The following is a 13,575-nucleotide window of genomic DNA, read 5'->3' as shown; positions in this document are numbered from 1 at the left end:
CGTGACGCTAATCAAGCGATTATTCTGTTTTTTAGTCAGTTTGAGTAAAATGAATTCATCAGTTAGAAAGGAAGTTAAACGATGGATTATTTTGAATTGAATAACGGGGTAAAAGTCCCGGCGCTTGGGTTTGGAACGTATCAGATGGCGCCTGCCGTCACGGAGCAAAACGTGGCGGCGGCCATCCGTTTGGGATACCGGAGTATTGATACCGCCCAGAATTATGGCAATGAAGCCGAAGTCGGTGCGGCGGTGAAGGCGAGTACAGTGGCCCGCGAAGACTTGTTTATCACCTCTAAAACGCAAACTTCCGGCTATCGGAGCACGCTGCGTGGAATTGATGAATCGCTGCGGACGGCGCAGTTAGACTATTTGGACCTCATGCTCATTCACTGGCCAACAATCGACAATTCCGGTACGTATCGCGCGTTGGTGGAAGCTTACCAGGCCGGTAAATTGCGGGCTATTGGCGTTAGCAACTTTAATAGTTCAAAATTACAAGAGCTAATGGCCTATGCTGAAGTTAAGCCGATGGTCGATCAGATTGAGACCCATATTTATTGGCAACAAAACAAGATGCACCGCTTTTTGGCGCAGCATCATATTCTGCATGAATCTTGGGCCCCCCTGGGCGAAGGGCTGAGTTCGGTGCTAACGGATCCGGCAATCGTCCGGATCGCAACGGAACATCACAAAGCGACTGCCCAGGTTATTTTGCGTTTTCTGACTCAACAGGGCATCATGGTGATTCCCAAATCGATTAATCAGCAACATATCGCTGATAATTTGAATGTTTTTGATTTTAAATTAAATGATCAGGAAGTTCAGACTATCCAAAATTTGGATCAGGGACATTCGGACATCGGTTGGCCCGTTTCCATGGAGCAAGAAGCTTATTGATCGCGGTGCACAGTCAACGAGCGTTGATGAAGAATTTTAAGCGGGAACCAATTCATTTACGGATTGGTTCCCGCTTTTTGATTTTAATAGTACGTTCGCGATTGTTGGGTATGACCGGCGGTGAAGCGAAGCACCGAGTTAAAAAGCCTAAATATTAATTATCAAAGCGTGTGGGTATAATAATATTTGTAATGAAAAATAAACACATGCTACTTGACGTGCATGCGCAGTGTAAAGAGGAGTTAATAATTAAACGAGTGTCGAAGAAAAATCAATGCAATGAAAAAAAGGTCATGTCTGGCGAATTTTATGACAATATGGACGCGGGTTCAGCGAATCAATGAATTTAACTAAATTGCGGAGACCACGTCCGGTCTGCGTCAGCGCGACCCATTTCTTCGGGCCGCCCTTGGGACTTATTCCGACGGGCTGTCCGTTCTTCCACCGATTTGCGCTAATTTTGGCTTGGTCAACGTTCACGTTGGCAAGGACGTTTTTATTAATTTTGATAATAAATTTGTGGATGACGGGGAAATCTTTATTGGTGATCATACGATGATTGGTCCCAACTGTACCTTTGCAACGGCTTCTCACCCGGTGTCACGGGCTTCAATTTAATAAAACGATTCATATTGGCGATAATGTCTGGATTGGCAGCGGTGTGACGGTGCTGCCGGGAATTACGATCGGTGAAAATTCAATCATTTAAATTAAGTTAGAACTGCTCATTAAAAATACCCCCACTAAATTAACTTAGTGGGGGTATTTTTAATTTAGTTTGATAGTTTAGAGTTTCTTCAATCCCTTACGTTGTTCGTCATCAATCATGTGCGTGTACAATGATTGCTCAACTGCAGACTTATCAATGGTCAAAAATAAGCGGCTTCGCATGACAATAAATTTTATATTTTTCCCATAATTCTATTTACATATCGTAAATTATGAATATAATAGAACTATGGAAATTAATACAAAGTTGTTTTCGGTCCTATCTAACCAGACTCGGCTCGATATTCTACAATGGCTCAAGAATCCAGAAAAGGAGATTACTTCGGTATCGTGTGAAACTGTACGGTTCATGATGCGGGAAAAGGGAGGAATTTGTGTGACCGACATCGTTAAACGTGCCGGTTTGGCCCAATCAACTGTTTCTAAATACTTAAGTGATTTGCAAAACTGTGGGTTGTTGATTTCGGAACGGCACGGGAAGTGGACCTACTACCGACGGAACGACAAGCATATTCATGAGTTAGCACAGTACGTGGCAGAGGAATTGTAAGAAATTCCTTTTTATTTCCACTTAAGTATCGTTAATTTTCGATTTATAAATATAAATGGAGGCTTTAGTATGACGGAGAATTTGCGTCTGGTGTTGCCACAATGGCCGGGCGGGATGAACGCTAATTATCAAATGGGAGCTAAAATTCTGGAGGCCTTGGTACCCGAAAGTTCTCAAACGGAAACCTTGCACATCCCGGTCGATCAAACGGCAGTTACCGATAATGACCGTATCGACGGTGAAACAAGCCTGTTACGACAAATGCAAACGACCGCTGACACGTTACGGATCAAACAACCCCAGCGAGTCATCACCCTCGGGGGCGATTGTTCAATTTCGGAAGCGCCCTTTGATTACCTGCACGGCAAATATCCCGATGATTTGGGTATCATCTGGTTAGATGCGCATCCCGATGCCTCTGATCCGGACACTTCGCACCATATTCACGAAATGGTCGTAGCTAATTTGATGCAAAAAGGGGCGGCCAAATTTAACCAGCAGGTCCGACACCCATTTACCCCTAAACAAGTCTTGTTTGCCGGGTTACAAACGCAAGCGTTACGCCCAATGGACCATCTAGTTTCTGATTTACAGATGGCAGTACTCACGCCCGCAGACTTGGCAACGACTAGTGATCGCCTCTTAGCCTGGTTTACGGCAGCCGGCATCAAGCACGTGGCCCTTCACTTAGACCTAGACGTCTTAGACCCGGACGATTTTCGGTCTGTTTTACCGGCAGAGCCCGGGTTAGACCGACAAAAATTTGGCGCAGCTATTGGGTCGATGAAGTTGGCAACGGTTAGCCGGGTGCTCCAAGATGTGAGTGCCCACGCCGAGCTAGTTGGGCTATCGATTGCTGAACACATGCCGTGGGACGCCATTAATTTGCATAATGAACTCCAAAAACTAGCCATTTTTAAGTAAACACGACTAAATAAATGCCAGATGGCATTTATTTTTTCATCTAATATATTCATATTTAGCGATATATAAATCTAAGGAGGAACCTAAATGAACCCCATTACGAAAATCTTACAAACAACGTACCCGTTGATTCAAGCTCCAATGTCTTGGTTGACCAATGCTAAATTTGTTGCTGCGGTTAGCGATGCCGGTGGTTTAGGTGTCCTGGGCCCTAACGCTGGTCAGCAAACGAATGCCAGAGACCCGCATGAAGTGGCTGAACGCATGCGGGCAGAAATCAAGCAGGTCCAAAATCTCACTTCAAAATCATTTGGCTTAAATATTTTAACGCCAAACGACGGTAAAAGCTTGGCCGATACTACTTATACGCGTGAAATCCTCAAGGTCGCTTTTGCCGAGGGCGTGAAATATTTCGTTGTAGTCGGTACAGCCCACCAAGAATTATTTCAACTCATCAAAGCGCATCAGGGAATCATCATCTTTCGGCCCTTAACACCAACAGTTGCGCAAATGCAGTTAGGGGAACGTTACGGGGCAGATATCGCGGTCGCCACCGGCTCAGACGAAGGCGGGGTATTACCGAAACAAGATTTTGGAACGTTCACCGTTGTTCCAACCATGGTCGATGCCGTCAACATCCCCGTATTAGCTGCTGGTGGCATCAATGATCGCCGCGGTGTTAAAGCGGCCCTTGCTTTGGGTGCACGGGGCGTTTACATTGGGAGTCGTTTCTTAATGACGACCGAGTCGCCGATGAGTCCCGTGGCTAAAAAAATGGTTGCGACGGCAACGCACCACAACCTTTTTCGGGTATCTCCCACGCAACGTTCGCTGGACACACGGCCAGCGAAAAAATATGCTCAAGTCCAACTGGCTACGCCCAAAGACAACGATTTGGATCATCAAATCAGCGTTAATGGGGGCGTACGTCCGGGGATGCTTCAAGGGGATTTTCAAACGGGTATCGTGAGTGTGAATACTGGTGTCGATACGCTTAAAAAGGTATTACCGGTTAAAACCCTCATCCAATCCTTAATGGAGGCATAAGCGAGTTGTTACTGAGGCTCAGTTAAATTTATTTTGGACAAATCAGGTGAACTTATTTCTGAAAACACCGCCCCTGCTGAATTTGCGTAAATTTCAGCAGGGGCGGTGTTTGTTTTTTCTGAAGACAACGCTGTATCGCCTAAAGTTTCTTCAATCCCTTACGTTGTTCGTCATCAATCATGTGCGTGTATAAACCCGTTGCAGTTGTCGAGTTTTGCCCCAGCTGGGTGGCGACTAATTGCTCATTCTTCGTTGCCAGATACAATTTTGAAGCCAAAGTATGCCGCAACTTATGGGGCGTGATGCGGACTTTGAAGGCACTCGAATACTTGGCGACCATTTTTTCGATGGAATTAGCCTGCATCCGGGAGGCCTGGCCGCGATAAATGGTCAAAAACAAGGCCCGGTCACTGGCCGTTGCGTGATAAAGTGTGGGACGTTGCTCAACGTAAGCCTGAATATAGGGCATGGTCCAGGGGGCAATCGGCACGGTATCGCGTTGGCCCCCTTTGCGCACGACCCCAATCGTAGCGGTCTTTAAGTTCAATTGGCGCAAATCCGCGTTGGCCGCTTCGGATACCCGCAGGCCACTGCCGAGTAAGAGGGCGTTGATGGCGAGGTCCCGGCGCTTATCGCGTTTAAAATACCGCCGTTGGGCCGGTGTCAGGCCTTGTTCGTACTTATGATCGATGAAGTCGAGGTAGTCGTGATCCGTATTGCCCAGCATCAACTTGGTCTTGAGGTTCGCCGCCCGGGTGGCATAAGTTTCATTTGTCCGTACCAGCGCAATCTTATGCATCACGTTACGGTCAAAGTAGGCTTCACCGTGCTCATCTTCAGTGTCTTCGGTCAGATACTTGAAGAGCGAAGATAACGCGTTCAACGAGCGGTTGATAGTGGGGTGAGACCGACTGCCCCGCGCACCGGTCAGTTTTGTTTGGTTCAATAGGGCGGACTTGTAGAGTTCCACCGTTTCCTTTTTCAAATGGGCCAATAGGTCGAGGGAAATCTCGGTCGGCTGCGTCGCCGTGGTGAGGCCCTCGCTAATCAACCAGTTAAAGAAGCGCCGAAATTCGGTCAGGTACTGATACAACGTCGCCGGGGACAGGGGAATCGTCGATTTAGCCTGATAGTATTCCTGGACGAACCAGGGCGCTTGGGCGAGTTCTTCGTCGATGAGTTTTAAATAGTGTTGCTTTTCCATAAACAGGGCCTCCAAACAGACGTTCTTGACTTTAGCTTAGCATATTTGCCGGGAGAAGACGACTGTTTAACTGGGGGTAAAATGTCTTGTTTAAATTAAACAGGAACTAATTTAGCCATTTTAGACTCATCAATGGTGTCCTTATCAGCGTTAAAATGATTCTAGCCCATGCTATACTTAACGAGTGTGACTTTGCCCATACTTTAATTCGACTTTTTATAGACTAGTCGTTGGTGTGCAGCTACTCGAACCAGGTTCAGCGTAATACCCAGACCAATTAAGACGAGTAGTGCCATCCCCAGTGATTCAAAATGGTAAGCTGAAAGTAACCCGTTGTGTGAAAATAACGTTGCAAGCGTTGCTAGTCCCGTAACGCCACCAAGTTGCAACATGATGTTAATTAGACCGGAACCGATACCGGCTGCTGAGGGCGATAATCCGGTTACGGCTAAGGTGGTCACGGGACTTAAAATCCAGCCTTGGCCGTAGCCAATCAGAACCATCGGGAGGGCAACGGTTACCCAATAGTTTCCACCGGGATGAATGCCTAGTAAGCCCAGGAAACCAATCAAGCCAATCATCAGTCCCCATAAAAGTGGTTGACGATTACCATACCGACAGGTTAAATGATCCACCTGGTGAGCAGACCAGAAATTAACCAACGTCATGGGCAAAAATGAGGCTCCAACTAAAATTGGATTCAGGTGGTATAACGTTTGGAGAATCCGGGGAGTGAAAAACCAGAAGCTAGTAATTGCCGCCGAATAAACGAATCGAATCAAATAGGCTTGAGTACGGGAGGCATTATTTAAAATAGCCACTGGAATTAATGTTTGGGGGCTACTTATTTCGTGATGGGCAAAGCCTCCCAGCAGTAGCAGACCAATCAGTAGGGAAAGTAGCCGATTGCCATAGCCGTTAATTCCGTTAATCAGGCCCACAATACCTAAAAACGAAAGGGCAACTCCCGACCAATCGAGGGTGCGTCGTTGCCGACTTGACGCTGGCAGATAACGCTGGGTTAACCAAATTAAGCCTAGGGTGATGGGTAAATTAATAAAAAAGCCAGCACGCCATGACCATAAAGTTGTGATGCCCGCGCCGATAATGAGGCCGAGACTAACCCCAATGCCAGACATTGCCCCATAAACGGCAATTGCGTGGTCCCGTTGAGAACCTTGATAATTATCCATAATAATAGCTAAGGTGGCGGGCGCAATGATGGCGGCCCCAACTCCCTGGACAGCGCGGGCTAAAATGAGCATGAACATACTGGTTGCTAAGCCCACGGTCAGTGAACTGATTCCGAAAATCAGGAGCCCCGTGATAAAAATTGGCTTTCGGCCCCATAAGTCACCTAAGCGTCCACCCAGAAGGAGGAGGCTGCCAAAGGTGAGGCCGTAAGCATTGCTGATCCAGGTCGCTTGATTCGTCGTCATCGCAAAAGAACGGCCGATTTCGTTGGAGCAGGTAAAGACGAGGGATGTGTCTACCAGAATAATGAAATAGGCCAGCAGGAAAATTAACATGATAAAATCAAAGTGTTTCAAACGCATCGTTTAAACGCCAGCTTTCTTAACTAATAAGTAGTCTTAGTTTAAAACCAGTGAAATCGGTTGGGAAGAAAGCTTTTGTTAAGGCGAATTAAGGGATGGTTAATGGAGGAATGGCAATGTTAGATATGATGAGTTTGGCGATTTTTGAATTGGTCGTGACTAATGGGAGTTTTACGCAAGCTGCTGCTCACGGTTATTTAACGCCCCCGGCCGTCAAACGACGGATTGAAGAGCTAGAAAAGCAGATTGGGGTGACTCTGTTTTTAAGGACCGCCCAGGGTGTGCAACTAACGGCAGCGGGAAAATTACTCCATCAACAGGCGCCCGCCTTGATTAATCACAGTGAAAGTCTCCTGAAACAGGTTCAGCATTATACGGGAAGTCAAGCTAAAGTGATTCGGATTGGAACGTCCACGTTGAATCCGGCTAGTCGTCAATCTGCCTTGTGGGCCGAAGTTAGTCGTCAGCTACCAGATTATCGGTTTCAATTCATTCCGTTGGAGACCCTGAACATGGGATTTCCGATGCTGTATCAGCACTTAGGTGAACAGGTTGATCTGTTAGTTGGTCCTTCAGGCTTTCAGCAAACACCCTCGCATATTCATTTTTACCAACTGGCAACGGCTAAGCTGACCTTGACTATGTGCCAGACCGATGCTTTGGCTCGTCAGGCCGTGATTCAGCCGGATGATTTGGTCGGAACTAAGTTGGCCTTAATTCCCCAATATGAATCAAATGCGATTGATCAGGTTTACGACTATTTGGCCCAAGCCCAGATCAAATTTACGGCTATGGCGGCCGATGCCCACTATACGATTGAGACGTTTAATCGGGATATTTTACCGAATCAGCCTTTATTGACCCTCGATTGTTGGCCGGCAATTTTACCCGGGACAGTCACGCGGCCGTTAAATCTCCCCGTCAGCATTCCTTACGGTATCATGGCGCCGTTAAAATTAACGCCAGCCATGGTTAAGCTGACAAACGTGGTACAGCAAATCATCGATAATTAAATAACCCTGGTTTGTACGACTCTGGTTTGGGGATGCACTATGGGTATCGTCTTAATCCGACCGACCCATGCTATAATTAATGAATATGGCCTACCTGCGTTTATCTTTAGCGTTGACGACTAAAATGACAGATAAAATTGAATTTAATTTTGACTTAACGGAGGAATGACATGGTACTCAACTCAGCATCAACTGGCCTCGTAAAACTAGCCAGGTCCGTTCATCAACAACTTAGTCACTACCGCGTCCAACAGATTCAAGCGGTACTGACGCTATTAGATGAGGGCAACACAGTTCCCTTTATTGCCCGTTACCGCAAGGAGCGGACCGGGACCCTCGACGAAGTGGCGATTCGTGAAATCGAAGACGAGGCCCACCGGCTGCAAAAATTGAACCAGCGGCGCCAGGATGTCCTGAAGCTCATCCAAGAACAGGGAAAATTAACGGCACCCCTCAAGCAGCAATTGGCTCAGGCAACCGTCCTGCAACAGGTCGAGGACCTTTACCTGCCGTACAAACAAAAGCGGCGGACCAAGGCCACGGTCGCCCGTTAAGCCGGATTAACGCCACTAGCCCAGTGGTTATTGACGTTTCCTGCTGGGGACCTCGACACGAAAGCGGCAACGTTTATCGCGGCGGACAAGGATTTACCCAATCTCCCGGCAGTTTGGGCCGGAGTCCACGAAATCTTGGCCGAAACCTTCAGTGAGCAGGCGGCCTTTCGGGAATGGATTCGCCGGTACACCTGGCAACACGGTGACCTAACCAGTAAGCTCAAACGCGGGGCCCAAGCCCTCGATGAGCAGCAGGTCTACGCGACTTACTATGACTTTAGTCAGGCCTTGAAACAGCTCCCGCCATACCGGATTCTCGCCATTAACCGAGGGGAACGGGAAAAAGTGTTATCGGTCGGGATTGCGGTCGATGACCCATCGATTCTACAATATGGTCATTTTCGCTTAGTCGGGCAGCACCAGGGACCGGCCGTGGCGAAAATCACGGCCGCGTTCGCCGACGCTTACAAGCGTTTCTTAGGCCCGGCCATTGAACGGGAACTCCGTCGGCATTTAACTGAGCAAGCCAACAATCACGCCATTCAGGTCTTCGGCAATAATTTATACCACCTGTTGATGCAGGCGCCTTTGAAGGGGAAAGTTGTCATGGGCTTTGACCCGGCATACCGGACCGGGTGTAAGCTCGCCATCATGGATGCCAACGGGCGTTTTTTAGCCAAACAGGTTATTTATCCTCACAAGCCGGCTAGTGGCAAGCAACGAGCGGCGGCTGGACCCGAATTTAAACGGTTGCTAGAACAGTACCACGTGGAAATGATCGCCATTGGTAACGGGACCGCGAGCCGCGAATCCGAGGAATTTGTCAGTGAGATTTTAAAAACGTTAGATCATCCCGTCTACTACGTCATCGTCAACGAAGCGGGGGCATCGGTCTACTCGGCCAGCGCTAACGCCCGGCAGAATTTGCGGACCTCCACGTCGAAGAACGCTCGGCCATTAGTATTGGCCGCCGGTTACAGGATCCGCTGGCGGAACTCATCAAGGTTGACCCCAAAGCCATTGGTGTCGGTCAGTACCAACATGACGTGCCCGAAAAGGCGCTGGATGCGCAACTAGACCGGGTAGTTGAAACGGCGGTCAATCAAGTGGGGGTCAACGTTAATACCGCTAGTCCCGAACTTCTAACCCACATTTCTGGGTTAACCACGACCACGGTGCAAAACATCGTGACGTTTCGCAACGACCACGGGGCTTTCGCCAACCAGCAGACGTTAAAGGCCGTCCCGCGGCTGGGACCTAAGGCGTACCAACAAGCGGTCGGCTTCTTACGTATCATCGACGGTAGTGAGCCCTTGGATAACACGGATATTCATCCGGAAAGCTATGTGGTCGCGCGACAACTCCTTAAGGAAATGGGGACCACGACTAAAGCGTTGGGAACGGCCGACTTACAACAACAGGTCCGTCAATTGAACACGGCTAAGTGGGCGCAACAATTAGACATTGGGACGGCCACCTTAACGGATATTTTAGCGGGGCTGAGTAAACCCGGACGCGATTTGCGTGATAGTATGCCCGCTCCGTTATTACGCCAGGACGTGCTGACCATAGCGGATTTAAAACCCGGTATGGAGCTACAAGGCACCGTCCGTAACGTCGTTGATTTCGGCGCCTTCGTGGACATTGGCGTCAAACAAGATGGGCTGGTCCACATTTCACAGTTAGCCGACCACTATGTTAGTGATCCTAACGCCGAAGTGGCGATTGGGGATGTGGTGACCGTCTGGGTCTTAAGCGTGGACGAACAACGGAACCGGATTCAACTCACTATGCGCCAACGCCCACAAGATTAAACACACTTTTAGTTAAAATTCCCATGATGTCAATCATGGGATGGGGGAGCCTGAGACTGTAACAGAATTAGCCTCTTAAACCATGCCAAAGACTAATTAAGCTCACCCTAGATCAAGGTTATTAATGAGTACAATCTGTTATAGAACCTAAAAAATTGCTAACCTCTCGTTAAAGTGCCTCCCCTAAGTTGGCGTAAATCCAAACTTAGAGGGGGCATTTTAACGAATTAGATGACCAGTTATTCGCGTTACACGACTAAATAATTTCTATATTTTAATGATGTGTTTACCCGCTTTGTTCTGACGCCTGCGTTATAATTAAATTTGTAGGGGGTTAATATAAATGAAAAAAATAATTTGGGGTGTTTTGGCGGCTGCTTGTGCACTATTATTAGGACTTGGGACACAGTCTGCTAACGCTGCGTCAAAATATACAGTTGTTAAACAAAAATGGAATTTAAACATAACTTATTTAATTCGGCAAATTCTATAATTAATCCGAACAGAAATTAAAAAGCCCAAAGCAATCACTTACAATGGTAGTAGCTAATTCCAACCAATATAGGGAGTGATTACTTTGAGTACATCTACTTTATCACGTTTTCAACGTGGCGCACTAGCACAACTGGTCAATGAGGGGAATAAATCTTACCAAGTAATGGCTGACGCCTTAGGCGTCGCCAAAGCTACGATTAGCTATGAGTTGGACCGGGTTAAACCTTATGATCCAGAATTAGCTCAGCAAGATGCAGATCGCAAAAGGCGGAATTGCGGTCGTCGTTCGATGCTGACGGCAGCATTAGCGACTTTAATTACCAATCACTTACGATTAACCTGGTCACCAGAAACCATTGCGGCCGCTTATAACTTGAGCACTGCGTCAATTTATAATTGGCTTAATCGTGGCTGGCTCCCCTTCAAATTGACTGATCTACCCAATCGGAATGTCCGCCAGCACCGAGTGAGCGAAAATCGTGGGAAATTTACAAGTGGGACTTCCATCGAACAACGGCCAACAACTGTTGATCAACGGTTAGCTTTTGGTCATTGGGAAGTAGATACGGTGCTTTCTAGTCGAAGTGAGTCACGATCATGTCTGGTTACATTCGTAGAACGTAAGACCCGACTTCTATGGGCCATCAAAGCCCCTAATAGAACGGCTAAGGCTCTAAACACCGCCTTTGGCAAGTTTATGGGGGCCTTCGGTCCCCAAGTAAAATCCATTACTGTTGATCATGGTAAAGAGTTTGCCAATTATCAGGCCTTAGAACAGGATTATCAGATCAAAGTTTATTTTTGCCATCCATATTCACCATGGGAGCGAGGTTCCAATGAATATTTTAATAGACGGTTACGCTGGTTCTTCCCGAAAAAGACCAATTTTAGCCAAGTAACGACTGATGAGATCCTAGCAGCACTTGAACTAATTAATCAACGACCATTAAAAATACATCATCAACAGACTGCCATTTAAAGATTCCGGGCTTGTTCGGATTAAACTTGTAATTTGCCATTCCTAAAAAGGTTAGCAAGTCGGTTACGATTTGGAATAAAAAGCATACCAAAAAGATTAGCAACCTTAAGCGCGTTCCTAATAGAACTTGGAGAAGCACCGCAATGCTTACGCTAAAGCACGGTAAAACTAATGCAAAATATTATCGTATTACGGGATGGAATACGAAGAAAACCAAGTCAATTACCGGATATGTTTGGCATGGCTTTGTCAAACCGGGTCTTGCCAAAGATATGCTTAAATCGCAATATATTACCTTAAACATTTTTCCAACAACTAAGGACTATGCAAATTATATAAAGTATTCACCGTCTCAGGGAATAACTCGGCAAATGCTGAAATTACTTCCGCAGAGTAAGCTTGATTTGCAACTCACTAGATTGGCTGGGGCTAAATATAGTTACTACTATTATGATGGGATGAAACCGCTTGTTATAGCTGGCAGTTTCAATGCAAAAAAATATAAAAACATCAAATCTTTCCCTAAAGTAACTAAGTATTTGGCGCAGAGTCGCAAATCAGCTACTAAGACTAGAATTAAAAAAATTAAGAGTATTCTTTCATCTTATGGTTATTCAAAATCGAAGCTTAAAAGCTTGAAAAATTATCACGTTGGATTAATGGTTGTTGATCACACACAGCTGGGAAGTGCAGCGATGTATCCAGATAACGATTACAGCTATGCTTTCGTCATTGCTCAGAAGAAGTAATCAGGACTTTGGGTAATCAAAATTAAGCAGTGGGTCCTGTAGGCTAAGAAGACAGTTCAAATTAATTAAAGCGGCTATAGAGTTGCTAAAATGGCATGATTTCCGAGATGATTTGGAATCATGCCATTTAATATTTGTAATGACGCTTGAATTGGGAGCGAAAACTGATTGAGAGACGTCTTAAACCTTACACATTAGAAATAGGGTATGCGTATTTTAGCTAGAGAGCTGATTCCTGCCAAATCCGAACAAGTCACTAATAGACACTTTAAAAAAGGGGGAGGCCATCTTTCTCTATTTCCATTAATGAGGAAATCCACCTTGGTTAACACATACATCTTAGGGTACTGGAGTGTGAGGGGGGCTTATTTTAAATCGGCGAGTTATATTTTGCTGACAATTAGATGCTAATCGCAATTAGGGGGAGCGACCGTGGTATTTTTAGTTTAATTGGTAATTGGTGGGCGAGCAAAAAAATATTGGCGACAAGCCATACTATTGGCCATGAAATAAGTAGTAGGTTCTTTTTTGTCATAAAGTATTTTTCATATCAGGTTACGGCGCAATAATAATAGATTAAAATCCGTCTGGTTTAATTCCAGACTATTATCTTTAAAATATTAATTTTAATGAAAGTAGCCATTGAAAAATAACCGCCCTTGGAGGTAGAGAATTCGCTACCCAGTAACGGCAATAGCACGATTTAACGTTATGAGATTACCATTTAGCTTTTCTTTTCAAATTAGTTGTTATCTTATATAAAAACCGTGCTTTTTAGTTAGTTTAACCGCAATTTAGTCATTATAACTGGATGATTAAATTCAGCAATGCAAGTTATAAATCCCGGTATAATAGCATTCATAGCGGTTGATTTTCAGCAAATCAACCGGTCAGCAGTCAAAAACAGCTGGGCCTAGCAAGCCTAACAATTAGCTTGAACACCTAAAAACGCGGGTTTTGAGCAACAACTCTGCGATTTAACTTTAACTGCGAATGACTGATCAACTGTTGCTAATGTAGTCGCAATCATTCTACTATCGCTGACATAGCCAACCCAGTAG

At 46.0% G+C, this 13,575-nt stretch carries 12 protein-coding genes and 1 pseudogene; 10 read left to right on the top strand and 3 right to left on the bottom strand.

Translation table 11 applies throughout. The features are described 5' to 3' along the window. Nucleotides 1–81: 81 nt before the first annotated feature. Nucleotides 82–900: an aldo/keto reductase gene (locus H3M12_RS09285; protein WP_129032470.1), complete on the top strand. Its 819-nt coding sequence runs from the start codon at nt 82–84 to the stop codon at nt 898–900. 291 nt (nt 901–1,191) lie between these two features. On the opposite strand, the gene H3M12_RS09280 is transcribed toward H3M12_RS09285, so the two are convergent. Next, on the bottom strand, nt 1,192–1,452 hold the full coding sequence (locus H3M12_RS09280) for a hypothetical protein (protein WP_182150656.1): 261 nt from the start codon (nt 1,450–1,452) through the stop codon (nt 1,192–1,194). Between the two features lie 109 nt (nt 1,453–1,561). On the opposite strand from H3M12_RS09280, the gene H3M12_RS13140 reads away from it, so the two are divergent. The 4 genes from H3M12_RS13140 to H3M12_RS09260 all read left to right on the top strand — a co-directional run bounded on the left by H3M12_RS13140 (nt 1,562) and on the right by H3M12_RS09260 (nt 4,150). Further along, nucleotides 1,562–1,609, top strand: a complete 48-nt coding sequence (locus H3M12_RS13140) for a hypothetical protein (protein WP_404820012.1) — start codon at nt 1,562–1,564, stop codon at nt 1,607–1,609. Between the two features lie 249 nt (nt 1,610–1,858). Next, on the top strand, nt 1,859–2,179 hold the full coding sequence (locus H3M12_RS09270; RefSeq protein ID WP_129032468.1) for an ArsR/SmtB family transcription factor: 321 nt from the start codon (nt 1,859–1,861) through the stop codon (nt 2,177–2,179). A 69-nt stretch (nt 2,180–2,248) separates the two neighbouring features. Continuing rightward, a complete protein-coding gene (locus tag H3M12_RS09265; protein WP_129032467.1) occupies nt 2,249–3,103 on the top strand; it encodes an arginase family protein in 855 nt (284 codons plus the stop codon). Between the two features lie 87 nt (nt 3,104–3,190). Next, on the top strand, nt 3,191–4,150 hold the full coding sequence (locus H3M12_RS09260) for a nitronate monooxygenase (RefSeq protein WP_129032466.1): 960 nt from the start codon (nt 3,191–3,193) through the stop codon (nt 4,148–4,150). Between the two features lie 139 nt (nt 4,151–4,289). On the opposite strand, the gene xerS is transcribed toward H3M12_RS09260, so the two are convergent. Both xerS and H3M12_RS09250 read right to left on the bottom strand, forming a co-directional pair. Further along, a complete protein-coding gene (gene xerS / locus H3M12_RS09255; RefSeq protein WP_129032465.1) occupies nt 4,290–5,354 on the bottom strand; it encodes a tyrosine recombinase XerS in 1,065 nt (354 codons plus the stop codon). Between the two features lie 203 nt (nt 5,355–5,557). Beyond that, nucleotides 5,558–6,883 (bottom strand): MFS transporter, encoded by a 1,326-nt coding sequence (locus H3M12_RS09250; RefSeq protein ID WP_233449172.1) that lies wholly within the window; start codon nt 6,881–6,883, stop codon nt 5,558–5,560. 143 nt (nt 6,884–7,026) lie between these two features. Here H3M12_RS09250 and H3M12_RS09245 point away from each other — a divergent pair, with 143 nt between their 5' ends. From H3M12_RS09245 to H3M12_RS09225, 5 genes and pseudogenes are all read left to right on the top strand, one after another. Continuing rightward, on the top strand, nt 7,027–7,923 hold the full coding sequence (locus tag H3M12_RS09245; RefSeq protein WP_170954968.1) for a LysR family transcriptional regulator: 897 nt from the start codon (nt 7,027–7,029) through the stop codon (nt 7,921–7,923). A gap of 170 nt (nt 7,924–8,093) precedes the next feature. After that, a pseudogene (locus H3M12_RS09240) lies at nt 8,094–10,291 on the top strand (Tex family protein). A 343-nt stretch (nt 10,292–10,634) separates the two neighbouring features. After that, a complete protein-coding gene (locus H3M12_RS09235; protein ID WP_182150655.1) occupies nt 10,635–10,784 on the top strand; it encodes a hypothetical protein in 150 nt (49 codons plus the stop codon). Nucleotides 10,785–10,868: 84 nt separating this feature from the next. After that, nucleotides 10,869–11,765: an IS30-like element ISLsa1 family transposase gene (locus tag H3M12_RS09230; protein WP_182150654.1), complete on the top strand. Its 897-nt coding sequence runs from the start codon at nt 10,869–10,871 to the stop codon at nt 11,763–11,765. A gap of 143 nt (nt 11,766–11,908) precedes the next feature. Continuing rightward, nucleotides 11,909–12,514: a hypothetical protein gene (locus H3M12_RS09225; protein ID WP_129033429.1), complete on the top strand. Its 606-nt coding sequence runs from the start codon at nt 11,909–11,911 to the stop codon at nt 12,512–12,514. The last annotated feature ends 1,061 nt before the right edge of the window (nt 12,515–13,575 follow it).

This window comes from Levilactobacillus suantsaii, from assembly GCF_014069315.1.
Taxonomy (GTDB): Bacteria; Bacillota; Bacilli; order Lactobacillales; family Lactobacillaceae; genus Levilactobacillus; species Levilactobacillus suantsaii.
Note: the sequence above shows the minus strand (reverse complement) of the source record. Positions and strands in the feature narration are given on the sequence as shown.

What these genes read in the sequence shown, in the direction of transcription:
- H3M12_RS09285 (WP_129032470.1), top strand. Translation starts at nt 82, where the DNA reads ATGGATTATTTTGAATTGAATAACGGGGTAAAAGTCCCGGCGCTTGGG.
- H3M12_RS09280 (WP_182150656.1), bottom strand. Translation starts at nt 1,452, where the DNA reads ATGATCACCAATAAAGATTTCCCCGTCATCCACAAATTTATTATCAAA.
- H3M12_RS09270 (WP_129032468.1), top strand. Translation starts at nt 1,859, where the DNA reads ATGGAAATTAATACAAAGTTGTTTTCGGTCCTATCTAACCAGACTCGG.
- H3M12_RS09265 (WP_129032467.1), top strand. Translation starts at nt 2,249, where the DNA reads ATGACGGAGAATTTGCGTCTGGTGTTGCCACAATGGCCGGGCGGGATG.
- H3M12_RS09260 (WP_129032466.1), top strand. Translation starts at nt 3,191, where the DNA reads ATGAACCCCATTACGAAAATCTTACAAACAACGTACCCGTTGATTCAA.
- xerS (WP_129032465.1), bottom strand. Translation starts at nt 5,354, where the DNA reads ATGGAAAAGCAACACTATTTAAAACTCATCGACGAAGAACTCGCCCAA.
- H3M12_RS09250 (WP_233449172.1), bottom strand. Translation starts at nt 6,883, where the DNA reads ATGTTAATTTTCCTGCTGGCCTATTTCATTATTCTGGTAGACACATCC.
- H3M12_RS09245 (WP_170954968.1), top strand. Translation starts at nt 7,027, where the DNA reads ATGTTAGATATGATGAGTTTGGCGATTTTTGAATTGGTCGTGACTAAT.
- H3M12_RS09235 (WP_182150655.1), top strand. Translation starts at nt 10,635, where the DNA reads ATGAAAAAAATAATTTGGGGTGTTTTGGCGGCTGCTTGTGCACTATTA.
- H3M12_RS09225 (WP_129033429.1), top strand. Translation starts at nt 11,909, where the DNA reads ATGCTTACGCTAAAGCACGGTAAAACTAATGCAAAATATTATCGTATT.